The 22,275-nt window shown below is 67.0% G+C and carries 21 protein-coding genes; 8 read left to right on the forward strand and 13 right to left on the reverse strand.

Going from position 1 to position 22,275, the window contains the following annotated elements; genetic code table 11:
* The first annotated feature begins 163 nt into the window (after positions 1 to 163).
* Entirely contained in the window at positions 164 to 3,265 is a 3,102-nt protein-coding gene (locus V6K52_RS05585; RefSeq protein WP_353952896.1) for an alpha-amylase family glycosyl hydrolase, read from the forward strand.
* 79 nt (positions 3,266 to 3,344) lie between these two features.
* On the opposite strand, the gene V6K52_RS05590 is transcribed toward V6K52_RS05585, so the two are convergent.
* Positions 3,345 to 4,646 (reverse strand): MFS transporter, encoded by a 1,302-nt coding sequence (locus V6K52_RS05590; protein WP_353952897.1) that lies wholly within the window; start codon positions 4,644 to 4,646, stop codon positions 3,345 to 3,347.
* Positions 4,643 to 5,254, reverse strand: a complete 612-nt coding sequence (locus V6K52_RS05595; protein WP_353952898.1) for a helix-turn-helix domain-containing protein — start codon at positions 5,252 to 5,254, stop codon at positions 4,643 to 4,645. The genes V6K52_RS05590 and V6K52_RS05595 overlap by 4 nt, the downstream gene beginning before the upstream one ends.
* A 297-nt stretch (positions 5,255 to 5,551) precedes the next feature.
* Between V6K52_RS05595 and rplM the strand changes: the two genes are divergently transcribed.
* From rplM to glmM, 3 genes are all read left to right on the forward strand, one after another.
* Complete coding sequence (rplM, locus tag V6K52_RS05600; RefSeq protein WP_353952899.1) at positions 5,552 to 5,995, forward strand: 50S ribosomal protein L13; 444 nt, start codon at positions 5,552 to 5,554, stop codon at positions 5,993 to 5,995.
* Positions 5,995 to 6,525 (forward strand): 30S ribosomal protein S9, encoded by a 531-nt coding sequence (gene rpsI / locus V6K52_RS05605; RefSeq protein ID WP_353952900.1) that lies wholly within the window; start codon positions 5,995 to 5,997, stop codon positions 6,523 to 6,525. Before rplM ends, rpsI begins: the two co-directional genes overlap by 1 nt.
* A gap of 142 nt (positions 6,526 to 6,667) precedes the next feature.
* Positions 6,668 to 8,014: a phosphoglucosamine mutase gene (glmM, locus tag V6K52_RS05610; RefSeq protein ID WP_353952901.1), complete on the forward strand. Its 1,347-nt coding sequence runs from the start codon at positions 6,668 to 6,670 to the stop codon at positions 8,012 to 8,014.
* A gap of 88 nt (positions 8,015 to 8,102) precedes the next feature.
* On the opposite strand, the gene V6K52_RS05615 is transcribed toward glmM, so the two are convergent.
* The 4 genes from V6K52_RS05615 to V6K52_RS05630 all read right to left on the reverse strand — a co-directional run bounded on the left by V6K52_RS05615 (position 8,103) and on the right by V6K52_RS05630 (position 12,244).
* A complete protein-coding gene (locus V6K52_RS05615; protein ID WP_353952902.1) occupies positions 8,103 to 8,984 on the reverse strand; it encodes an amino acid ABC transporter ATP-binding protein in 882 nt (293 codons plus the stop codon).
* A 3-nt stretch (positions 8,985 to 8,987) separates the two neighbouring features.
* Complete coding sequence (locus V6K52_RS05620; protein ID WP_353952903.1) at positions 8,988 to 9,809, reverse strand: amino acid ABC transporter permease; 822 nt, start codon at positions 9,807 to 9,809, stop codon at positions 8,988 to 8,990.
* Positions 9,810 to 9,904: 95 nt separating this feature from the next.
* Positions 9,905 to 10,735, reverse strand: a complete 831-nt coding sequence (locus V6K52_RS05625; RefSeq protein WP_353952904.1) for an ABC transporter substrate-binding protein — start codon at positions 10,733 to 10,735, stop codon at positions 9,905 to 9,907.
* A 141-nt stretch (positions 10,736 to 10,876) separates the two neighbouring features.
* Positions 10,877 to 12,244 (reverse strand): GH1 family beta-glucosidase, encoded by a 1,368-nt coding sequence (locus V6K52_RS05630; RefSeq protein ID WP_353952905.1) that lies wholly within the window; start codon positions 12,242 to 12,244, stop codon positions 10,877 to 10,879.
* Between the two features lie 45 nt (positions 12,245 to 12,289).
* On the opposite strand from V6K52_RS05630, the gene V6K52_RS05635 reads away from it, so the two are divergent.
* Together V6K52_RS05635 and V6K52_RS05640 are read left to right on the forward strand one after the other, a co-directional pair.
* Positions 12,290 to 12,718, forward strand: a complete 429-nt coding sequence (locus V6K52_RS05635) for an Ohr family peroxiredoxin (protein ID WP_353952906.1) — start codon at positions 12,290 to 12,292, stop codon at positions 12,716 to 12,718.
* 2 nt (positions 12,719 to 12,720) lie between these two features.
* A complete protein-coding gene (locus V6K52_RS05640; protein WP_353952907.1) occupies positions 12,721 to 13,374 on the forward strand; it encodes an SDR family oxidoreductase in 654 nt (217 codons plus the stop codon).
* Here V6K52_RS05640 and V6K52_RS05645 read toward each other — a convergent pair whose 3' ends face one another.
* The 5 genes from V6K52_RS05645 to glpX form a co-directional block, all read right to left on the reverse strand.
* Positions 13,375 to 14,220 (reverse strand): MOSC N-terminal beta barrel domain-containing protein, encoded by an 846-nt coding sequence (locus tag V6K52_RS05645; RefSeq protein ID WP_353952908.1) that lies wholly within the window; start codon positions 14,218 to 14,220, stop codon positions 13,375 to 13,377.
* 99 nt (positions 14,221 to 14,319) lie between these two features.
* A complete protein-coding gene (locus V6K52_RS05650) occupies positions 14,320 to 14,835 on the reverse strand; it encodes a carbonic anhydrase (RefSeq protein WP_353952909.1) in 516 nt (171 codons plus the stop codon).
* Entirely contained in the window at positions 14,832 to 16,547 is a 1,716-nt protein-coding gene (locus V6K52_RS05655) for a fumarate hydratase (protein WP_353952910.1), read from the reverse strand. Before V6K52_RS05655 ends, V6K52_RS05650 begins: the two co-directional genes overlap by 4 nt.
* 62 nt (positions 16,548 to 16,609) lie before the next feature.
* Entirely contained in the window at positions 16,610 to 17,587 is a 978-nt protein-coding gene (locus V6K52_RS05660; RefSeq protein WP_353952911.1) for a carbohydrate kinase, read from the reverse strand.
* A 1-nt stretch (position 17,588) separates the two neighbouring features.
* Entirely contained in the window at positions 17,589 to 18,587 is a 999-nt protein-coding gene (gene glpX / locus V6K52_RS05665) for a class II fructose-bisphosphatase (protein WP_353952912.1), read from the reverse strand.
* Between the two features lie 118 nt (positions 18,588 to 18,705).
* Here glpX and V6K52_RS05670 point away from each other — a divergent pair, with 118 nt between their 5' ends.
* The gene (locus V6K52_RS05670) at positions 18,706 to 19,284 is read left to right on the forward strand and encodes a DUF4245 domain-containing protein (RefSeq protein WP_353952913.1); all 579 of its coding nucleotides are present in this window, start codon (positions 18,706 to 18,708) and stop codon (positions 19,282 to 19,284) included.
* 107 nt (positions 19,285 to 19,391) lie between these two features.
* On the opposite strand, the gene V6K52_RS05675 is transcribed toward V6K52_RS05670, so the two are convergent.
* Together V6K52_RS05675 and xseA are read right to left on the reverse strand one after the other, a co-directional pair.
* Positions 19,392 to 19,742 carry an exodeoxyribonuclease VII small subunit gene (locus tag V6K52_RS05675; protein WP_353952914.1) on the reverse strand — a complete coding sequence of 117 codons (351 nt, stop codon included), beginning with the start codon at positions 19,740 to 19,742 and terminating at the stop codon, positions 19,392 to 19,394.
* Between the two features lie 105 nt (positions 19,743 to 19,847).
* Entirely contained in the window at positions 19,848 to 21,098 is a 1,251-nt protein-coding gene (gene xseA / locus V6K52_RS05680; protein WP_353952915.1) for an exodeoxyribonuclease VII large subunit, read from the reverse strand.
* A gap of 149 nt (positions 21,099 to 21,247) precedes the next feature.
* On the opposite strand from xseA, the gene V6K52_RS05685 reads away from it, so the two are divergent.
* Positions 21,248 to 22,273, forward strand: a complete 1,026-nt coding sequence (locus V6K52_RS05685; protein ID WP_353952916.1) for a 4-hydroxy-3-methylbut-2-enyl diphosphate reductase — start codon at positions 21,248 to 21,250, stop codon at positions 22,271 to 22,273.
* The last annotated feature ends 2 nt before the right edge of the window (positions 22,274 to 22,275 follow it).

The raw sequence follows: 22,275 nt of genomic DNA on the forward strand, positions 1-22,275 counted from the left end.
CGCTCTGACGTGCTCCCAGGCACACAAAGCGTGGCGCTGGGCTGCATGTAAAGCGTTTACGCAGATAGCCTCCAGTGCAGTCCCGTGTCACTGAGTTCTGTGTCACGGCAGATCTGCGTCCGCGCACCAACGGTGGTGCCGCGGCGAACTCGGAGGAGCAACGATGCCCAGACCACGCCGCCTGTATGCCGTCCTGGCGGGGGCCGCTGTCGCCCTCGCCCCGCTCGTGGGGGCCGCAATGCCCGCCGCGGCCGAGACGACGTCGGTCGCCCTCGCCGGCTCGCTCCAGTCAGAGTTGGGCTGCTCGGCCGACTGGCAGCCCGAGTGCAGCGCAAGCGAGCTGACCCGGGTCGGTGACAGCACGGCATACACCAAGACGTTCACCCTCCCGGCAGGGAACTACGCGTTCAAGGTGGCGATCAACGACTCGTGGGCCGTCAACTACGGTGCGAACGGCGTGCTCGACGGTGCCGACATCCCGCTCGTCCTGGAGGGACCGGCAACGCTGAAGTTCACCTATGACGATGTCAGTCACCTCGTGACCTTCACGCCCCAGAATCTCTCCGGTGGCACGACAGGGGCCGACGCCGCACTGGCCAAGAGCTCGTTGCGCTCACCGCTCACCAGGGAGCGGTTCTACTTCCTCATGGCCGATCGGTTCGCCAACGGCAGCACGGCAAACGACAAGGGCGGGCTCACTGGCGGGCCGCTCACGACCGGGTTCGACCCGACGAACAAGGGCTTCTATCACGGTGGCGACCTCAAGGGTGTGATCAACAAGCTCGACTACATCAAGGGCATGGGCACGACCGCCATCTGGCTCACGCCGAGCTTCAAGAACAAGCCAGTGCAGGGCAAGCCGGGGGAGGAGAGCGCCGGCTACCACGGCTACTGGATCACCGACTTCACCCAGATCGACCCGCACCTCGGCACCAACGCGGAGATGAAGACGCTCATCGCGGCGGCGCACAAGAAGGGGATGAAGGTCTTCTTCGACATCATCACCAACCACACCGCTGACGTCATCGACTACGAGGAGCAGCAGTACACCTACCGCTCCAAGAAGGCCTTCCCCTACAAGGATGCCTCGGGTGAGGCCTTCGACGACCGCGACTACGTCAACAAGACATTCCCCGAGATGGACCCGGCGACGTCCTTCCCCTACACGCCGTTCCTGCGTCCGGGCGATGAGGACGTCAAGACCCCCGCGTGGCTCAACGACCCGCTGATGTATCACAACCGCGGCGACTCGACCTTCGCCGGCGAGTCCTCGACCTACGGCGACTTCATCGGCCTCGACGACCTGTTCACCGAGCGTCCCGAGGTCGTCGACGGGATGGGCGAGATCTACAAGCAGTGGGTCGACTTCGGCATCGACGGCTTCCGCATCGACACGGTCAAGCACGTCAACCTCGAGTTCTGGCAGAAGTTCATGCCGGACCTGCTCGGACACGCGGCAAAGAAGAACCAGGACTTCTTCGCGTTCGGTGAGGTCTATGACGGCAACCCCGCTGTCATGTCCGAGTACACGACGCGCGGCAAGCTCCAGGCCACCCTCGACTTCGGCTTCCAGCAGCAGGGCATCGACTTCGCCAAGGGCAAGCCGGCTGGCGTGCTCGCGGACTTCTTCGCCAAGGACGACTGGTACACCGACGCCGACAGCAACGCCTATCAGCTGCCCACGTTCCTCGGGAACCACGACATGGGCCGCGCCGCGATGTTCCTCAAGGAGGGTGTGGCCAACGAGGCCGAGCACCTCGCCCGCGTGAAGTTCGCGGACTCGCTCATGTTTGCCACCCGCGGCAATCCGGTGACCTACTACGGCGACGAGCAGGGCTTCGTCGGCACCGGTGGCGACCAGCTCGCTCGTGAGGACATGTTCGCGAGCAAGGTGGACGTCTACAACACCGAGGACGTGCTGGCTGGCCCCGAGGGCTCGCGTGACCGCTACTCGACCACCCACCCGCTCTACGAGCACCTCAGGGCGCTCTCTGCGACGCGGGCCAAGCACCCCGCGCTCGCGGACGGTGCCCAGGTCAACCGCTACTCGGCCGAAGGCGCTGGCATCTTCGCCGTTTCCCGCATCGACGCGGGTCAGAAGGTCGAGTACATCGTGGCCGCCAACAATGACGAGAAGGCCGCCTCCGCGACCTTCCCGACGTGGAGCAAGGGCAAGGGTGTCGTGTTCACGCCGGTCTCCGGCACCGACACGGCGGTCAAGCCTGCTGCCAACGGCTCGGTCAAAGTGACCGTTCCGCCGCTCACGGTGAGTGTCTGGCGGGCCAACAAGGCCATCTCCACGACGGGCGCCGCACCGACCGTCGAGCTGACCGCCGGCGCCGACTCGACGGTGTCGGGTCGCGCCGAGGTCGCCGCCGACGTCTCGGCGAGCACCTTCGCCCAGACGACCTTCCTCTACCGGCCCGTCGGCACGACGGCCTGGCGCACCATCGGGACCGACGACAACGCCCCGTTCCGGGTCTTCCACGACGTCGCGGGTATGCCGTTGGGCTCGGTTCTCGAGTACCGCGCGGTCGTGCGTGACGCCGCCGGCCGCGTAGCCGCGGACGGCACCTGGGCCTCGGTGGTCGCCGAGTCCACCGGTGGCTCGACGGAGGGTGAGATCGGCGACCCGCCGGCCACGCAGCCGACCGCGGTGTCCGTGCCCGGCACGCACAACTCGGAGATGGGCTGCCCGAGCAACCTCGGTGTCAACGGTGACTGGGCACCCGACTGCGACCAGGCCCAGCTGACCCTGGACCCCGACGACCTCATCTGGAAGAAGACGTTCACCATCCAGCCGGGCCCCTACGCCTACAAGGTGGCGCACGACCGCTCCTGGACAGAGTCCTACGGCGACGGTGGCGGGACCGAGAACATCTCGTACGAGACCCTGGACGGGACGGTGACCTTCTTCTATGATCCCAGGACCCACTGGGGCACCTCGGACGAGCAGACGGAGATCATCACCGCGGCAGGGACCTTCCAGACCGAGCTCGGCTGCCCGACCAACTGGGCCCCCGATTGCATGCGGCCGTGGCTGCAGGACAAGGACGGGGACGGCGTCTTCACCTGGGCTACGACGCAGATCCCGGCCGGGACGTGGCAGTTCAAGATCGCCCATGACCAGTCGTGGGCGGAGAACTACGGTGACGGTGGGGTCCGTGACGGCGGCGACATCACCGTGACGGTCCCGAGCGACGGGGCGAGGACCAACTTCGTCTATGACTCGGCCACCCACCGGACCACCGTCACGAGCCAGTAGGCCTGCTGAACCCTCGCCTTGTGTCTGAGAGCACGCCATAGCACGCCATAGCGTGCTCTCAGACACACAAGGCATGGGGTCAGGCCGGAGTCGGCGCTGCGTCGCCGTCGAGGCCCTTGTCGTCTCCACGTCGCAGCGTCCGCTCGTGGCGCAGGGCCGGCAGATAGAGGAAGGCGCCGAACACGCTGACCAGGCCAGCGACGACCATGGCTGTCTGAACCGAGGTGGTCTGCGCGAGCCAACCGATCGCAGGTGCCGCGACCGCGCCCCCGGCGAACATCACCATCGAGTTCATCGACAGCACCGTGGCTCGGTTGTGGGCACTGGCTTCTCGGTGCAACAGCGTGGCGTGAGGGGCGCCGCCGACGCCGTGGAGCATGTAGGTGACGAGGTAGGCGCCGACCAGACCGACCGGGCCGAGCATCAGGCCCATGACAGCCGCCCCGAGCCCGTTGAAGATCCGCGCGGCGATGGCGGCGCGCACGACGCCCCACCGCTTCATGCTCCGTCCTGCAATCACGGAGCCGAGCGCAAAGACGGCCCACCCGGCAGCCGCAACCGGACCGAGAAGGGCGCCGGCGTCGGTCGTGCTCCCGAGCATCTCGGCCATCCGGATGGGGAGCATCGACTCGAAGACCGTCATACCGATGACCCAGAAGAGCTCCACGCCAACGATTCCGGCAAGGATTCGGTTGTGCCGCAACAGGGTCAGGCCGTCGACGATGACCTTGGGGGTGTCCTTGGCCGAGTCGAGTGCCTGCCGGACGCGGGTGGACTTGTTGGCCAGCCGGGGCTCGTGAACGAGCGCGAGGGTGAGGACGAGGTGGAGCACGGCAAAGGCGATGGAGACGACGATCGGGAACGCGATGGCACTGCGATCCGCGATGGGATGCCAGGCGATGAGGCCGCCGGAAGCGAGCGAGCCCCCAGCGATGGCGACGCCGACGATGGTGCCCTGCGCGGCGAGGGCCTGGTCGACGTCTGCGCCGGGCTCGGTGAGATGGACGGTGTCGACGAACCACGCCTCGAGTGGTCCGGAGTCGAGGGCTCGATAGATGCCCATGAACGCCGCGGCCAGCGCGAACTGCCAAAAGGAGTTGGCCGTGACATAGAGGACGCCGGTGATGACGTTGATGAGGCCGGCGGCCACGAGGACCGACTTGCGGCCGAAGGCGTCGGCGAACCCGCTCGTCGGCAGTTCAAGGAGGAGGACCATGACTCCCTGCGCCGCGAAATACGTCAGGGTCTCCTGGATCGTGAGGCCGCGTTCGAGGGCGAAGAGGGTGAACACCCCGATGACGAACCCGACCGGCAGCCAACGCGTCGCGGTGAGGATGAGGAAGACCCGGCGCGCGGCGGCGGGGGAGAGGTGTGTGCTCACGCGTCCTCCCCGCGCGGGATGCGGTCGAGGTCCAGGGGATAGGTGACGTTGTAGACCGCGAGGCGGCGGGCAGCCGGATTGCCCTGTCCCACACGGCGATAGCGCGCGATGACCTCGTCCATCTCAGCCTTCATCTCCTGCAGCTGCGCCGGGGTGGCGATGACATAGGAGTCGTTCATGCCTGCGGCGTCGCGCCAGGCGAGCGGCCATGCGGCCTCGACATCCAGCCACCTCTCGAACTGCTCGGCGAAGTGGCGGGTGTAGTCGCGCACCAACCAGTTGAGCGCTGTCTCGGAGTCCTCGTCGCCGGCGAAGTCGCTCGGTTCGAACTGGTGGCTCTCGGTCGCGGCGCGCCACAGGCGGCGCTTGCCCTCGCCGTCGCCGGTGTCGGTGACGAGCCCAACCGACTCGAGCTTGCGAAGGTGATAGCTCGTCGCGCCCGAGTTCGTCCCGAGCGAGGTCGCGAGGTCGGTCGCGGTCGCTGGTCCACCGCGGCGCAGCGCTGACAGCAGCCGTGAACGCAAGGGGTGGGCGAGCACCTTGAGTGATGACGCGTCGAGCCGGAGGCCGGTGAGCCCGGCGTTCGTGTCGGGGGTTTCGGGGGTCATGTGTGCACAATAGTTGTGCACACTCTGTTTGCACAACTATTGTGTATGCCGGTGCGGCGACACTGTTTACGCAGGTCAGGTGCCCTTTTGGTCCGCTTTGCAGGCGATTTGGGTGCTGGACTGCCCACCCGTAAACTTGAGGACTGTTGTGCCGTGCGCCCTTCCCAGGGTGACCCGAGAGGTGAAAGCCCTGGCGGGAGCACACGGCATACCCCTGAGGTCTGGATCTGTGACAGCGCAAGCCGTCGCGACGACGACCGCAGGTCATCCCGTTCCATCCACACGTTAGGTAACACCGTGCGTACCTTCACCCCGAAGCCGGGCGACATCACCCGCACGTGGCACATCATCGATGCCACGGACGTCGTGCTCGGTCGCCTCGCCGTTCAGACGGCGACGCTCCTGCGCGGCAAGCACAAGCCGACCTTCGCCCCTCACGTTGACGGTGGCGACTTCGTCATCATCATCAACGCCGAAAAGGTTGCCCTCACCGGCGCCAAGGCCGAGCAGAAGAAGGCCTACCGCCACTCCGGCTTCCCGGGTGGTCTCCGCAGCCGCACCTATGTCGAGATGCTCGAGAAGTACCCCGAGAAGGCCGTCGAGAAGGCCGTTCGCGGCATGCTCCCCCGGACCACCCTCGGCCGCGCGCAGCTCACCAAGCTCAAGGTCTACGCCGGCGCCGAGCACCCCCACGCTGCTCAGCAGCCCAAGCCCTTCGAGATCACCCAGGTGGCCCAGTAATGACCGAGAACACCAGCACCGAGGCCACTGAGGCCACAGAAGCCGAGTTCGGCACCGACACCGAGGACCAGGAGATCACCGAGTACACCTCGGAGTCCTCCGCCGACGCTGCCGGTGAGCCCGCCCGCCGTGCGTCCGTCACCGCCCCCGGCGCTGCCACCGGTCGTCGCAAGCAGGCCATCGCCCGCGTGCGCATCGTCCCCGGCACCGGTGAGTGGAAGGTCAACGGCCGCACGCTCGAGGCCTACTTCCCCAACAAGGTCCACCAGCAGATCGTCAACGAGCCGTTCACGCTGCTCGAACTCGCTGGCGCCTACGACGTGCTCGTGCGCGTCCACGGTGGTGGCCCCTCCGGCCAGGCCGGCGCCGTCCGTCTCGGTGTCGCCCGCTCCCTGAACGGGATCGACGAGGAGCTGAACCGTCCGGCGCTCAAGAAGGCCGGCTTCCTCAAGCGCGACTCCCGCGTTCCCGAGCGCAAGAAGGCTGGTCTCAAGAAGGCCCGTAAGGCACCCCAGTACAGCAAGCGCTGATTTGCTGCGCGCCCTTGTGGCGTGCTCCGCATGGAGGCGGCATCCCTGACGGGATGCCGCCTTCGGCGTGCGGGGGTAGGTTGACTCGTTGGCTGTCATCACGACCGACGCTCACTTGTTCGACGAAAGGCACGGCACACGCATGGCACGACTGTTCGGGACCGACGGAGTCAGAGGACTCGCCAACGTCGACATCACCGCCGACCTCGCCATGCGGCTTGCCATGTCGGCCGCTGAGGTTCTGGGACGCAGTGCACGCGAGGCCGGGCGCAAGCCCAAGGCCGTCGTGGGCCGTGACCCGCGGGCATCAGGTGAGTTCCTGAGCGCCGCCGTGATCGCTGGGCTCGCATCATCCGGGGTCGACGTCCACGACGTGGGAGTGCTCCCGACGCCGGCCGTTGCCTTCCTCACGGCCGACATGGATGCCCACTTCGGCATCATGCTGTCGGCCTCGCACAACGCCATGCCGGACAACGGCATCAAGTTCTTTGCGCTCGGCGGCCACAAGCTCCCCGACGCCCTTGAGGACGAGATCGAGGCGGGCCTCAACACGCCGCCGCCTCGGCCGACCGGGGCCCAAGTGGGCCGCGTCCTGCAGAACCGCGCCGGTCAGGCCCGCTACGTCGCCCACCTCCTCGAGGCCATCCCCAACCGGCTCGACGGGCTCACCGTCGTCATTGACGGAGCGCACGGTGCAGCGTCGTCCGTCTCGCCGGAGGTCTTCCGCCTCGCCGGCGCCGAGGTCATCGAGATCGGCACCGAGCCCGACGGCCTCAACATCAACGACGGCTACGGCTCCACGCACCTGACCCACCTCAAGGACGCTGTCGTTCGCCGGGGCGCCCACATCGGCATCGCCCACGACGGGGACGCCGACCGCTGCCTTGCCGTCGACGCCGAGGGCAATGAGATCGATGGCGATCAGATCATGGGGATCCTCGCGGTCGACATGAAGTCCCGCGGCGCCCTGCACGAAGACACACTGGTCGCCACGGTCATGAGCAACCTCGGGCTCATCCAGGCGATGGAGCGCGAGGGCATCAAGGTCAAGCAGACTGGGGTGGGTGACCGCTACGTCCTCGAGGAGATGCGCCGGTCCGCGCACACCCTCGGCGGCGAGCAGTCCGGCCACGTGATCCTGCTCGAGCACGGCACCACCGGAGACGGCGTCCTCACCGGCCTCATGCTCGCGGCCCGCATGGTCGCGACGGGCAAGACCATTGCCGAGCTCGGCACCGTCATGACTCGCCTGCCGCAGGTCCTCATCAACGTCAAGGGTGTCGACAAGGCCCGCGTCGAGACCGACGAGGCGGTGCAGGCCGCCGTGGCCGAGGCCGGGCAGGAGCTCAATGGGTCTGGGCGCGTGCTGCTCCGCAAGTCCGGCACCGAGCCGGTCGTGCGCGTCATGGTCGAGGCCGCCACCAAGGACGACGCCCAGCTGGTGGCCGACCGCCTGGTCGAGGTCGTCAAGGACCGCCTCACCCTCTGAACCCACTCGCCCCCAGCAGTCGAGGGTAGAGAACGCGCCGCCTCCGAGGTTCCGGAGACGGCGCGTTCTCTACTCTCGACTGGGTCAGTCAGAGGCCAGCGCCGCCGCTGTAGCGGCCGTGAGTTCCGGGTTCCCGGTTCTGCGCGTTGTCGGCCTTCTCGTCCCCGACGTGGCGCTGGCTGTAGGCCTCGTCCTCGGCCCCTGGCTCGACGTGCGTCGGGTCCAGGACGCGTTGCAGGAAGACACGCGTGCGCTCCTCCTTGGGCTCGCCGATGACCTGCTCCGGCGAGCCTTCTTCGACGATGTTGCCACCGTCCATGAAGATCACCCGGTCGGCGACGTCGCGCGCGAAGGCCATTTCGTGGGTGACGACGAACATCGTCATGCCTTCACTGGCGAGGCGACGCATGACCGACAGGACGTCACCGACGAGCTCGGGGTCGAGTGCGGAGGTCGGCTCGTCGAAGAGCATGAGCTGGGGATCCATCGAGAGCGCACGAGCGATGGCGACTCTCTGTTGCTGACCACCTGAGAGCTGCGCGGGGTAGGCATCAGGCTTGTCGGACAGGCCGACCTTCTCAAGGGTCTCGCGAGCCTTGGCCTCTGCCTCCGACTTGGACCGCTTGAGAACCGTGATCTGGGCGATCGTGCAGTTCTCCAGCGCCGTGAGGTGCGGGAAGAGGTTGAACTGCTGGAACACCATGCCCATGTTGCGGCGGATGGCATCGATGTCGCAGTCCGGGTCGGTGACCTCGTCGCCACCCACCTTGATCGAGCCGCTGGTGGGCTCCTCGAGGAGGTTGATGCAGCGCAGGAAGGTCGACTTGCCCGATCCGGAGGGACCGATGACACAGACGACCTCACCCTGGCGGATGGTGGCGTTGAGCCCCTGCAGGACGTGGTTGCTGCCGAAGGACTTGTGGAGGTCGGTGACCTCGACGACGGGTGCGGCGGTGGCTGCTGCGGTCATGGCTCAGCGCTCCTTCTTCTGTCGGGATTCCATGCGGCGCACGAGGATGGAGAGCGGCAGAGTGATCAGCAGGTAGCAGAAGCCGGCCACCACGAGGGGCGTGAGGTTGGAGTTGTTGCTGGCGAGGTCACGTCCGAACTTCGTCAGTTCGTAGCCGCTGAGCGTCAGGCCGAGGACGTAGACCAGAGAAGAATCCTTGACCAGGAGGATGACCTCATTGGTCAGGGGCGGGGTGATGATCCGGAAGGCCTGCGGAAGGACGATCTTGCGCGTGGCGGTGCCCGACGGCATGCCGAGGGATCGCGCGGCCTCGACTTGGCCCGGAGGCACGGCCTGGATGCCGGCACGGATCGTTTCGGCCATGTAGGCGGAGGCGACGATTCCCAGGGCCACCCACACCGTGCCATAGGGGTCGAAGGGAATCACCAGGCCTTCGAAGGCAACGCCCAGCAGGCCGAAGGCCAGGAAGACGATAATCGCGGGCAAGCCACGGAAGAACTCGATCCACGCGGAGGCGAACCAGCGGTAGGGGCCGACGGACGACAAGCGCATCAACGCGAGAATGGTGCCGAGCACGAGTCCGATGACGAAGGCACCTGCGGTGTAGACGAGGGTGTTCTTCAGTGCTGTGCCCAAGCCAGACGCGAAGGTCTCCTTGATCAGGTCGACACGGAAGAACACTCCCTGGATCTTTGCCCAATCAGCCGTGAACGCGAGAAGCAGCACTACGACCACGAGTAGTGCGTACTGGGCCCATCTGATTCGTTGGGCGCGCCTGCGCGGTGACAGCTTCTTCTTTGGGGGGGCTTCAGTGGTGGTGCTCATCAGTTCTCCTGCCGACCTACGGGGTCATGGGCCACAACGCCGAGGGGCGGCGGGCCGGTCGAAACCGTACCGCCGCCCCCGACGTTGCGGAAGGGTCACTTGGGTGCGTCGACTCCGAACCACTTCTTGTAGATCGTGTTGTAGGTGCCATCGGCGACTGCGGCCTTGAGGACCTCGTTGGCCAGGTCGCCGAGCTTCTGACCGTTGGGGTCGTCCTTCTTGAACATCAGGCCGTACTGCTCGCCCGTGTCGAACTCCTTGACGACCTCGGTCGTCGGGTTGTCCTTGACGTAGTCGAACAGGGGACCGTTGTCGTTGATGGCGGCGTCCACGCGTCCGGAGAGGACGGCGGCGAGCTGCGTCGGCAGGTCCTCGAAGACCACCGGCTCGTAACCGTTGGCGGACTGCTCCTTCTCGGCGAACTCCTGGCCGGTCGTGTCCGTCTGGACACCGATCTTCTTGCCCTTGAGGCTCGCGAGGTCGGTGACGCCGGAGCCCTTCTTCGTGATCAACGCTGCGGTCGAGTCGAAGTAGGGGTCCGAGAAGAGGATGGCCTTCTTGCGCTCGTCGTTGATCGTCGTCGCGCCGTAGCCCATGTCGCACTTCTTGGCGGTGAAGGCGGCGCCGGAGGTGATCGTCGCGAACTCGATGTCGACGATCTCCTGCTCGACGCCGAGCTTCTTGGCGACGAGATCGCCGAGGTCGACGTCGAAGCCGACGACCTTGGCGCCTTCCTTGAACTCGAACGGCTTGTAGGACAGGTGCGTGCAGGCCGTGAGCTTGCCGTCCGAGATCGTCGTGATGCCGCTGGAGTTCGTGGCGGCGGGGGTGTCCCCGTCACCGGAACCGCAGGCGGCGAGGGCCAAAGTGGAAACGAGCGCGGCGGCAGCGAGGGCGCTGGCGCGGCGGATACGTGAGGTGGTCACCGGGGGACTCCTTGGCGGTAGTGGACGTGGTCGACCCACGTCTGACTAGTCGCTGACCCTACCCAGCGGTGGGCCGACTGCAGCGCCTTTCCTGCATCAGACCCCCGAATTGTGACCTGTGTTTCGCCCGCATGCTCTGCTTCACGGGCGGTGCGAGGCGATGATCCGGGCGTATTCGTGGCCCGAATCCTTGATGGTTCGCTTCTGAGTTCCATAGTCGACGTGGACGATGCCGAAGCGCTTGCTGTAGCCGAACGCCCACTCGAAGTTGTCCATGAGGGACCACGCGAAGTATCCGCGGATGTCGGCGCCGCCGTCGATCGCCTGCTTCGCGGCGTCGAGATGGCCATGCAGGTATGCCGTCCGGTCCGGATCGTGGACCGCCGCACCTTCGGGGCCGGACTCGATGACGTCGGGCCAGGCCGAGCCGTTCTCGGTGACATAGATCGGCAGCCGCGACTCCTCCCAGGAGCGTATGAGGATGTCGTGGTGGCCCTTCGGCGAGATCTCCCAGCCCATGTCGGTGAGCGGCGGGTGCGGGTCGGTGTCCTCGACGCCGTCACCGCCGGGGAGCGGGTGCGTCGCTCCCTCGGCGTGGCGCACCCGGGTCGGGAAGTAGTTGTTGACGCCGAGGTTGTCCAGGGGAGCGCTGATGACCTCGAGGTCACCGTCCTGGATCCAGGCATGGTCGGTGAGGTGGGCGGTGTCCTCGAGCAGGCTCTGCGGGTAGGCGCCGTGGAAGAGCGGTCCGAAGAAGATGCCGTTGAGGACGTTGTCGGCTCGACGGACAGCGTCCAGATCGGCCTCACTGGGATTGTCGGGGCCGAAGACCTGCGTCGGATTGAGGGTGATCGACACCTCTGCGTCCGGGCAGAGCTCGCGTATGACCGGGACTGCCGTGCCGTGGGCGAGCATGAGGTGGTGGGCGGACACGAGTCCCTCGACGGGGTCGGTGTGGCCGGGGGCGTGGTGGCCGAGTGAGTAGCTGAGCAACGACGAGCACCACGGCTCGTTGAGGGTCGTCCAGTTGGTCACCCGGTCACCGAGCGCACCCACGACCGCGCCGGTGTATTCGGCGAACCAGTCCTTGGTGTCGCGATTGAGCCAGCCGCCCTTGTCGCCGAGCGCCTGGGGCAGGTCCCAGTGATAGAGAGTGACGAACGGTCGAATCCCGTTGTCCAGCAACGTGTCCACGAGGCGCGAGTAGAAGTCGATACCCACCTGGTTGACCGCACCGGTGCCGGTCGGGATGACACGGGGCCAGGCGACCGAGAAGCGGTATGCCTCGAGGCCGAGCTCCTTCATGATCGCGACGTCCTCGGGCACCCGGTGGTAGTGATCGCACGCCACCTCGCCGGACTCGCCCCCGAGGACCTTGCCCGGCTCTGCGCTGAAGGTGTCCCAGATGGACGGCAGTCGCCCGTCCTCGGCCACCGCGCCCTCGATCTGGTAGCTCGCCGTTGCTGCGCCCCACAGGAAACCGTCGGGGAAGGTCGTCTCAAACGTCATGGACCCAACGTAGCCCGGGGAAAGGTCCTGAGGCATGGTGTTCATATGCCATACGAAGCAGTCACCGAGACCCTGTACACCACTGCCGCCACCGCCACGGCCGGCCGCGAAGGCACCGTCAAGAGCGAGGACGGCGTCGTCGACCTCCCCCTGGGCAAGCCGGGCAGCGCGGCCAACCCCAAGGCCAACCCCGAGACGCTTTTTGCTGCCGGCTTCTCGGCCTGCTTCAGCGGCGCGCTCAACCTCGTCGCCAAGAGGGACGGTCACGACACGAGCGCCTCGACCGTGACCGCCGACGTCACCTTCGGCAAGACCGAGACGGGCGCCGGCCTCGCCGTCGCCATTGAGGCCGTCATCCCGGGTGTCGACGACGCCAAGGCGCAAGAGCTGGTCGAGAAGGCACACCAGGTGTGCCCCTACTCCAAGGCCACGCGCGGCAACATCGACGTCACCGTCACGGGTCGCGCGGCCTGATCGTGGCTGCCGTCACGATCATCGGGGGTCACGGCAAGATCGCGCTGCTCTTGGCGCGTCAGCTGTCGGACTATCGCTACGACGTCACGTCCTGGATCCGCGACCCGGAGCAGGGTGCTGACATCGAGGAGGTCGGGGCATCCCCGGCCGTCCTCGACGTCGAGTCGTTGTCCGTCGAGGAGATGGCCGAGGCGTTCGCAGGAGCCGACGTCGTGGTGTGGTCCGCCGGCGCCGGTGGCGGGAGCCCCGAGCGCACCGTCGCAGTCGATCGCGATGCGGCGATTCGCTCGATGGATGCTGCGGTCGCTGCTGGCGTGCCGCGCTACGTCATGGTGTCGTATATCGGTTCTGGTCCCGATCATGGTGTGCCGGAGGACAACCCGTTCTTTGCCTACGCCCAGGCCAAGACTGATGCCGATGCCCACCTCCGCGGCACGTCATTGGATTGGACCATCCTCGGGCCGAGCACGCTCACCGATGACTCGGGCACGGGTCGCATCGAGGTGGGTGATGACCTCGCCAGTGGCAACGTCACTCGGGAGGACGTGGCGACCGTGGCGGCATACGTCGTCAAGCACGCCGTCTTTGCGCGCACCACGGTTCTGTTCAACAACGGCGAGACGCCCATCAAGCTGGCGCTCGACGCGATCGTCTGACTAGTTGACCTCGACCTGGCTGACTTCGACCTCATCCCCGATGCGCACCACGCCGGTGCCGTCGGGGATGAGTTGCAGCGCGAACCAGGTCTTGCCGTCCCAGCGACGATGCCGTGCCAGCGTGCGGATCGGCTCCTTGCCCGCCTCGAGATCCGTGCAGTCGATCGTCGTCATGACGCAGCGGTCGACGGGCTTTGCGACCCTGAAGCTCACCTCGCCGAGCCGGACCGTCGACCAGGAGTCCTCGGCAAAGGGCTCCAGGTCTCCGTCGACGACGACGTTGGGGCGGAAGCGCTCGATGGGCAGCGGTTCCGGCACGGATTCACCGCGTTCGACAGCGCCCTCGGCCATCCAGTCGTTGAGTTGAGCCAAGGAGCGCCGGCTCGCGAGCGTGACGGGATAACCATCGGCGTATGCCGTGTGGTCGCCTAAGCGACTGAAGTCCGGATTGAGTGCCCGGCGGGTCGGATCGACGCAGCGGACGAGTCGCAGTCCAGCCCGGCCCACCGCTTCACTCACCCAGTCATCCGCCTCGGGTGACACGAGCGCGCCCGTGAGGTCGTGGCGGTGGAGCCGGACGGCGATCTCCTCGGCACCCTCGCCTGACACGTGGAGGTCAGGCACGCCGAGAGCAGTGAGGCGCAGGCCCGCCAGGACCTGGTCGCTCGTGTGCGGGCTGTCGGGAACGATCGAGAAGAGTCGGTGTTCCTCACGCGCCGACACCAGCTTTCCGTCGGCGTCGATGACCATCCATCGACGGTCGCCCGCGAAGCCAGCCCGCTCGACGACGGCGGTCTCGACAGGTCGGATCGCACAGCTCTTGATCGGGTGGACGTTCAGCGCCACGACCTGCAACGGCGTACCCCTCTCCTGTTCCGACTTATGGCGCAATCCGTCGCCGCTCGCTGCGCTCAGATCCGTCGGATTGCGCAATAAGTCGGCCTGTCAGACGCGACGGTCGAGCCGACCGGTGTCCACGTCATAGATGAAGCCGCCGACCGTGACCGTGTCGGGGATCAGTGGGTGCGACCTCACCGCGGCGACATCGGCCTTGAGAGCGGCCTCCTGGTCGGTGATGACGTGGAAGCCCTGCCATGACGCATCGGTCCCGGACTTCTCGCCGATGACGTCACGGAGCTCGGCCTCCGTGTACTTCGTCATGGCGCACCTGGTGTGGGGGACGACGAGGACGCGCTGGACGTTGAGCAGGTGCACGCCGAGCACGAGCGCCTCAAGAGCGGCTGCGGTCACCCGGCCACCGGGGTTGCGGAAGATCTTGGCGTCACCGGGGGAGAGGCCCAGCATGCCGAGCGGGTCGATCCGCGAGTCCATGCAGGTCACGACGGCGACGCCACGATGAGCGATTCCGTCGAACCCACCGAGCGTGAATCGCGCCGAGAACGTCTCGTTGGCTGCGAGAAGGTCGTCGAATCCCATGGTGGAAGAGGTGTTTTCGCTCATAGCAGTCCCGCTCTCTTGGGGATGGTCATGGCCATCGGTTTGGTCACGCTGGCAAAGAAGTCGTTGCCCTTGTCGTCGACGACGATGAAGGCGGGGAAGTTCTCGACCTCGATCTTCCAGATCGCCTCCATGCCGAGCTCGGCGTACTCGAGGACCTCGACGCTCTTGATGCAGTCCTGGGCGAGGCGGGCGGCGGGGCCACCGATCGAGCCGAGATAGAAGCCACCGTGCTCGTTGCAGGCATCGGTCACGACCTTGCTCCGGTTGCCCTTGGCGAGCATGACCTTGGAGCCGCCTGCAGCCTGGAACTGCTCGACGTAGGAGTCCATGCGACCGGCGGTCGTCGGCCCGAAGGAACCGGACGGCATACCCTCCGGTGTTTTGGCCGGACCGGCGTAGTAGACGGGGTGGTCGCGCAGGTAGCCGGGCATCTCCTCGCCGGCGTCGAGGCGCTCCTTGATCTTGGCGTGCGCGATGTCGCGCGCGACGACGAGCGAACCGGTGAGTGAGAGGCGGGTCTTGACGGGGTGTGCGGTCAGCTCAGCGAGGATCTCGTCCATCGGCCGGTTGAGGTCGACCTCGACAACCGCACCCTGACCGGTGGAGCCGGCCCCGGTGGCTTCGTCGTCGTGGGACTCGAGGGCGTGGTGCGTCGTGTCGGGCAGGAAGCGTGCCGGCTCCGTCTCGAGCTGCTCGATGAAGACACCCTCGGCCGTGATCTTGGCGAGCACCTGGCGGTCGGCCGAGCACGACACTGCGATGGCGACGGGCAGTGAGGCGCCATGGCGGGGGAGTCGGACAACGCGCACGTCGTGACAGAAGTACTTGCCGCCGAACTGGGCGCCGATGCCGAACTCACGGGTCAGTTCGAGCACCTGCTCCTCGAGCTGGGTGTCGCGGAAGCCTCGCCCGGTCGCCGCATCACCGGTGGTCGGCAGGGTGTCGAGGTACTTGGCGCTCGCGTATTTCGCTGTCTTGAGGGCGAACTCGGCGCTCGTGCCCCCGATGACGATGGCCAGGTGATAGGGCGGGCAGGCGGCCGTGCCGAGGCTGCGGAGCTTCTCGTCGAGGAAGCGCCTCATCGCGCTCTCGTTGAGGACGGCCTTGGTCTCCTGGAAGAGGAACGACTTGTTGGCGCTGCCGCCGCCCTTGGCCATGAAGAGGAACTTGTAGGTGCTCTCATGCCCCGGGGCCGTGTCGGCGTAGAGCTCGATCTGAGCGGGGAGGTTGTTGCCGGTGTTCCTCTCCTCCCACATGTCCACAGGCGCCATCTGGGAGTAGCGAAGGTTGAGCCTCGTGTAGGCGTCATAGATGCCGTTGCTCAGGGCCTTCTCGTCCGTGCCTTGCGTGAGCACGTGCTGTCCGCGCTTGCCCATGACGATCGCCGTGCCCGTGTCCTGACACATCGGGAGCACGCCACCTGCGGCGATGTTGGCGTTCTTGAGCAGGTCGAGAGCGACGAACTTGTCGTTGTTGCTCGCCTCGGGGTCATCGAGGATGTTGGCGAGCTGCTGCAGGTGCGTTGGCCGCAGGTAGTGCGCGATGTCGTGCATCGCCGTCTCGCTGAGCAGGCGCAGCGCCTCCGGCGCGACCGAGAGGAACTGGCGACCGCCGGGACCGTCGATCACCTCGACGCCGTCGGTCGTCAGCAGTCGGTATGCCGTGTCGTCGGTGCCGATCGGCAGCAGGTCCTCGTAGGCGAAGTCAGCCATGTCGTCCTCGTTGTGTCGTACGGGTCATGCGTGTAATTCCGTTCGTACTTCTGGGCAGTCTCTCAGGCGCTCTCGGCGTTGAGTTCGCCGCGGGTGGGCGCGTAGGCGCCAGCGTGCCCGACGGTGATTGCACTGGTGGCCAGCGCCCGACTCACCGATCCGGCCACGTCTTCGAGCGTCGCAGTGCTGAGTCGCTGCCGGGCATCGGCGTCGCCCAGCAGGCCGGCGTCGAGCAGCCCGGACACCAGCCCCGCCATGAAGGAGTCACCAGCACCGACGGTGTCGGCGACCTCGTCGGCTCGGGTGGGAGCCTGCGCCATCTCGCCGGTTGAGGTGACGCGGTAGGCGACACCGTCGCCGCCACGGGTGACGACGACGAGTCCCGGACCGAGCCGCCCCCAGGCGGCCATGACATCGGGAAGGGACACACCGGCATACAGCCACTCGATGTCGTCGTCACTGGCCTTGACGACGTCGCTCAGAGCGATGAGCTCCTCGATCCGCCCCCGGACCTCGTCGACGCTGCCCATGATCGTGGGGCGGACGTTGGGGTCGTAGGAGATCGTGGCGTGCTCGCGGGCCTCGGTCAGGGTCTGGGTGATGACCGCGGCCCCGGGTGTGAGCGTCGCCGCGATCGAACCCGTGTGGACGTGCGCGACGCGGTCGAGGTCGGTGATGGGACGCAGGTCCCAGTGCAGGTCGAACTCGTAGTCAGCAGCGCCGGAGTCGTCGATCGTGGCGATCGCCGTAGATGTCGGATGCTGGCCGGCGTCAAGGTTCTCGATGGTCACGCCGTGCGAGGTGATCTGCTCGCGGCACCGGATGCCGTGGTCGTCGTCACCGAGGGTGGTGGCCAGGACGGTGTCGTGGCCGAGCCGGGCAATGCCCATGGCGACGTTGGCAGGCGAGCCACCGACGTGCTCAGTGGCCTTGCCGTCAGGGGTGTGGACGATGTCGACGAGCGTCTCGCCGACGACGAGGACCTGCTGCTCTGTGCCGCTCCCGGTGACGCTGCTTCCGGTGACGCGCTCGGTGGCCATCTCAGGCACTGACCTGGGGGAGACCCGCGGTGCGGTCGAGGACGTGGTGGCTCTCGATGACGCGGACCGTGCCGGACTTGCTGCGCATGACGATCGAGTTCGTCGTCGCCCGGCCCCGGGAGTAGCGCACGCCCTGGAGCAGCTCGCCGTCGGTGATGCCCGTGGCGACAAAGAAGCAGTTGTCAGAGGTGACGAGGTCGTCGGTCGTGAGCACGCGGTCAAGATCATGGCCGGCGTCGAGCGCCTTCTGCCGCTCGTCGTCATCCTGCGGCCAGAGGCGGCCCTGGATCACTCCGCCGAGGCACTTGATGGCGCAGGCCGTGATGATGCCCTCGGGGGTGCCGCCGATGCCGAGGAGGAGGTCGATGCCGGTCGTCTCGCGCGCCGCCGAGATGGCGCCGGCGACGTCGCCGTCGGAGATGAGCTTGATCCTGGCGCCGGTGTTGCGGATCTCTTCGGCCAACTTCTCGTGGCGCGGACGGTCGAGCAGGACGACGGTGACGTCCTCCGTGCTCTCCTTCTTGGCCTTGGCGATCCGGCGGATGTTCTCGGCCGCAGGCAGGCGGATGTCGACGACGTCAGCAACCTCGGGACCGGCGACGAGCTTGTCCATGTAGAAGACGGCGCTGGGGTCATACATCGTGCCGCGGTCACTCACGGCCATGACGGCGATGGCGTTGGGCATGCCCTTGGCGGCGAGGGTCGTGCCGTCGATGGGGTCCACGGCGACGTCGACCTCTGGGCCGGTGCCGTCACCGACCTGCTCGCCGTTGAAGAGCATCGGGGCGTTGTCCTTCTCGCCCTCGCCGATGACGACGGTGCCGCGCATCTCGACGGTGGCGATGAGGGCTCGCATGGCCTCGACCGCCGCACCGTCGGCACGGTTCTTGTCACCTCGGCCGACCCAGCGGCCACCGGCCATGGCGGCAGCCTCGGTGACACGGACGAGCTCGAGCGCGAGGTTGCGGTCGGGGACGTTCGCGGACGGGGCGTCGGGCATGAGGAACCTGTCTTCCTTGACGGGGGCGCGATGGCGGGACCGGGCTGGGATCCCGCGGCCCCGACTCTATCGCCGACCCGATACGTCGATTCCCGCGGTCATCAGGGACGATGGGGGTGTGAGCACCACGCCGACGGGCACAGCGCCCAGCACACCCCCGAAGAGCCGCTACTCCATGGGATCCACCCCCAACATGGTGCGGTCCCTCATCGTCATCGGCGCGCTCATGGCGATCATCTTTTTCATGACCCCGCGCGTCAACACGCTCGGTGGGCCTGTCGTCGACGTCCACGGCACGGCTGTCACTGTTGCCAAGGACAGCGGTTGGCCCATCTCCGAAGCCGTTGACCTGCCCAAGGACTGGAAGACGACCAGCGCGCGCTACGTCAAGAGCACTGACGGGCTCATGACCTGGCACGCGGGCTACCAGGCCCCGTCGGGCAACTACGTCGCCGTCGAGCAGACCCGCGACGCCACCCGCGGCTGGGTCGAGGCCCAGACCAACCGGGCGCGCCGGATCGGCGAACTTCAGGCTGCCGACATCACCTGGATCAAGTACGAACGCGGCGCCAAGGTGCAGAACAGCCTCGTTGACCGTCGCACCGAGCCGGGCGAACTGACCACGTTGCTCACGGGGACCGGAACCTTCGAGGAGCTCACGTTCGTCGCCGAGCACCTCGGCCCCGTCACTGAGTGACCCAACTTGAGTCGAGGTAGTACGAATCGCCGATGGCGCCTACGTACGCTCGGCGATTCGTACTACCTCGACTGACATCTTGCGCAGTTCTGCTTCACACAGGCGGCTCATTCGCTGAGCTTGGCCTCGGCCGCGTCGAGCCACTGGGCGCAGTGAGCGGCCAAGGCCTCGCCGCGCTGCCACAGACCCATGCTGTCCTCGAGGCCGACCTGCCCGTTCTCCAGCCGCGCCACGATGTCGACGAGTTCGTCACGAGCAGCCTCGTAGCTCATCTCCGCAACATCCGCGTTGGCGTCGACCTCATCGACCGCCGCCGTTTCGGGTTCGGCGTCAACGGTCTCTGTGTGCGGGGTGCTCTTGGCCATGCGCAGCACCCTAGCCGTGGACCAGGACAGGCCATCGGCCGAGGAGAGCGGCTCACCCACCTGCGCAAGGTGGTTCGCGAACCAGCGGCTCACTCGTGAACCGGATCGATTCGGATGGCGAGTGACCTGATGGTTCGCGAACCTCTTCAGGTCTGCCAGCTGAGGGGTGGCCGCGGCAGATGCTGGCAGTGGTCAGGGTCAGGTTGAACCCTCGGTACGGACGCCGAAGTCGCCGCGAGCAACCGTGACGTGGAGCAGCTCGGCGACGCTCAAGTCGGCAGGGTCGTGGACGATGGCGCCGTCGACCTGCTGCACGATCGCGTAGCCACGATCGAGAGTCGATTGTGGCGACAGCGTGCGCACCTGGGCACGAAGGTGTCGGACACCGTCGTGGTGGCGGTGCAACTGGGCCTCGACGCGGTGGCGCGCCCGTGACCGCAACGCCGTCACGACCTCGCGTTGCACGCGGACAAACGCTGCGGGATCTGCGAGGACGGGTCGCGAGCGCAGCTCGACGAGGCGTCGCCGCTCGTGGTGCAACCGGCCCTCCAGTGCTCGTCGCCCACGGGTGCGTGCGGCCTCGATCACGTGGTGCTCGCGTTCGGCGTCGGGGACGATTGCCTTGGCCGCATCGGTCGGGGTGGAGGCGCGGTGGTCAGCGACGAGGTCGAGCAAGGGGGAGTCGACGTCGTGACCGATGGCGCTGACCACTGGGGTGCGCGCAGCCGCGACGGCGCGGATCAGGGCCTCGTTGCTGAATGGCAGCAGGTCCTCGACGTTGCCGCCTCCGCGCGCGATCACGATGACATCGACGTCGGGTATGCCGTCCAGCTCGCGCAGTGCCTCCGTCACCTCGGTGACTGCGCTGGCACCCTGGACGGCCACCTGTCGGATCTCGAACAGCGCGGTCGGCCAGCGGCGTCTGGAGTTCTCGACGACGTCCTTCTCGGCCGCGCTCGCGCGACCGCAGATGAGGCCGATGCGGCGGGGGAGGAAGGGCAGTGGGCGCTTGCGGTCGGCGTCGAAGAGGCCTTCGCTGGCGAGGTTGCGCTTGAGGTACTCGATCCGGGCGAGCAGCTCGCCCACGCCGACGGGACGAATCTGTCGACCGTCGAGCATGAGGCTGCCGCGCTGCGTCCAGAACGTCGGTTTGGCCTGGACGACGACGCGGGCTCCCTCGACAAGGGGTGTGCCCATCGCGTCCAGGGCGTTGATCTGGATCGCCACCGACAGCGACATGTCGACGTCGGGGTCGCGCAACGTCAGGTAGGCCGTGCGAGCTCCGGGGCGTCGGTTGAGCTGGACGACCTGACCCTCGACCCAGAGGGTCGACATCTTGTCGACGTACTCGGCGATCTTCATCGACAGCAGGCGGACCGGCCACGGCTGCTCGGCTGTGGTGTCGCCGGCCCGCTCGGGGAGAGCCGGGCGCGCGTCGGGGCTGGTCACGGAGCCACTGTAGGAGGTGGGTCCGTCAACGCTGCTGACATCGTCGCCGCGTCCACGACGAAACGCGGCGTATGCCGCGCAGCGAGCGCACGGCATACGCGGGCTTGGGCAATTGGGGCCGCCACGCAGGGCGACCTACGATGGGACACATGACCGCCACGACTGACCAGGCCACCAAGCGCGTGCTCCTCGCGGCGCCTCGCGGCTACTGCGCAGGAGTTGATCGGGCTGTCGTCACAGTCGAGAAGGCGCTCGACCTCTATGGGGCTCCGGTCTATGTCCGCAAGGAGATCGTCCACAACAAGCACGTCGTCACGACGCTCGAGAAGCGCGGCGCGATCTTCGTCGAGGAGACCGACGAGGTGCCCGAGGGCGCGACCGTGATCTTCTCGGCGCACGGTGTCGCTCCGGTCGTCCACGAGGAGGCCAAGGCGCTCGGCCTCAAGACGATCGACGCCACCTGCCCCCTCGTCACCAAGGTTCACCGTGAGGCCGTTCGCTTCGCGAGCGAGGACTACGACATCCTGCTCATCGGCCACGAGGGCCACGAAGAGGTCGTCGGCACCGCGGGCGAGGCGCCCGAGCACATCACCCTCGTCGACGGTCCCGACGATGTCGACAACGTCGAGGTCCGTGACCCCGACAAGGTCATCTGGCTCTCACAGACCACCCTGTCCGTCGACGAGACCATGGAGACGGTGCGCCGGCTGCGCGAGAAGTTCCCGCAGTTGCAGGACCCGCCCAGCGACGACATCTGCTATGCCACCCAGAACCGCCAGCTGGCCGTCAAGCACATGGCGCCCGACTGCGATCTCATGATCGTCGTCGGCTCTCGCAACTCCTCGAACTCGGTGCGGCTTGTCGAGGTCGCGCTCGAGCACGGGTCAAAGGCGGGCCACCTCGTGGACTTCGCCGACGAGATCGACGAGTCCTGGCTCGACGGTGTGGCGACGGTCGGTGTCACCTCGGGCGCGTCCGTGCCCGAGCTCCTCGTGCGCGGCGTGCTCGACTACCTCGCCGAGCGTGGGTTCGAGGACGTGCGTCCGGTCGTTGCGGCCGAGGAGTCGCTCGTGTTCTCGCTGCCCAACGAGATCCGGCGCGATCTCAAGGCTGCCGGCCTGTCGGACAAGATGGTTCACGACGCTGGCTTCACCGAAGACGGCTCCCTGCACTGACG

Source organism: Knoellia sp. S7-12 (genome assembly GCF_040518285.1).
Lineage (GTDB): Bacteria > Actinomycetota > Actinomycetes > Actinomycetales > Dermatophilaceae > Knoellia.

Excerpts from the sequence above, each read along its gene's own strand:
- V6K52_RS05585 (WP_353952896.1), top strand. The coding sequence starts at position 164 with ATGCCCAGACCACGCCGCCTGTATGCCGTCCTGGCGGGGGCCGCTGTC.
- V6K52_RS05595 (WP_353952898.1), bottom strand. The coding sequence starts at position 5,254 with ATGACCCCCGAAACCCCCGACACGAACGCCGGGCTCACCGGCCTCCGG.
- rpsI (WP_353952900.1), top strand. The coding sequence starts at position 5,995 with ATGACCGAGAACACCAGCACCGAGGCCACTGAGGCCACAGAAGCCGAG.
- glmM (WP_353952901.1), top strand. The coding sequence starts at position 6,668 with ATGGCACGACTGTTCGGGACCGACGGAGTCAGAGGACTCGCCAACGTC.
- V6K52_RS05615 (WP_353952902.1), bottom strand. The coding sequence starts at position 8,984 with ATGACCGCAGCAGCCACCGCCGCACCCGTCGTCGAGGTCACCGACCTC.
- V6K52_RS05620 (WP_353952903.1), bottom strand. The coding sequence starts at position 9,809 with ATGAGCACCACCACTGAAGCCCCCCCAAAGAAGAAGCTGTCACCGCGC.
- V6K52_RS05630 (WP_353952905.1), bottom strand. The coding sequence starts at position 12,244 with ATGACGTTTGAGACGACCTTCCCCGACGGTTTCCTGTGGGGCGCAGCA.
- V6K52_RS05635 (WP_353952906.1), top strand. The coding sequence starts at position 12,290 with ATGCCATACGAAGCAGTCACCGAGACCCTGTACACCACTGCCGCCACC.
- V6K52_RS05650 (WP_353952909.1), bottom strand. The coding sequence starts at position 14,835 with ATGAGCGAAAACACCTCTTCCACCATGGGATTCGACGACCTTCTCGCA.
- V6K52_RS05655 (WP_353952910.1), bottom strand. The coding sequence starts at position 16,547 with ATGGCTGACTTCGCCTACGAGGACCTGCTGCCGATCGGCACCGACGAC.
- V6K52_RS05660 (WP_353952911.1), bottom strand. The coding sequence starts at position 17,587 with ATGGCCACCGAGCGCGTCACCGGAAGCAGCGTCACCGGGAGCGGCACA.
- glpX (WP_353952912.1), bottom strand. The coding sequence starts at position 18,587 with ATGCCCGACGCCCCGTCCGCGAACGTCCCCGACCGCAACCTCGCGCTC.
- V6K52_RS05685 (WP_353952916.1), top strand. The coding sequence starts at position 21,248 with ATGACCGCCACGACTGACCAGGCCACCAAGCGCGTGCTCCTCGCGGCG.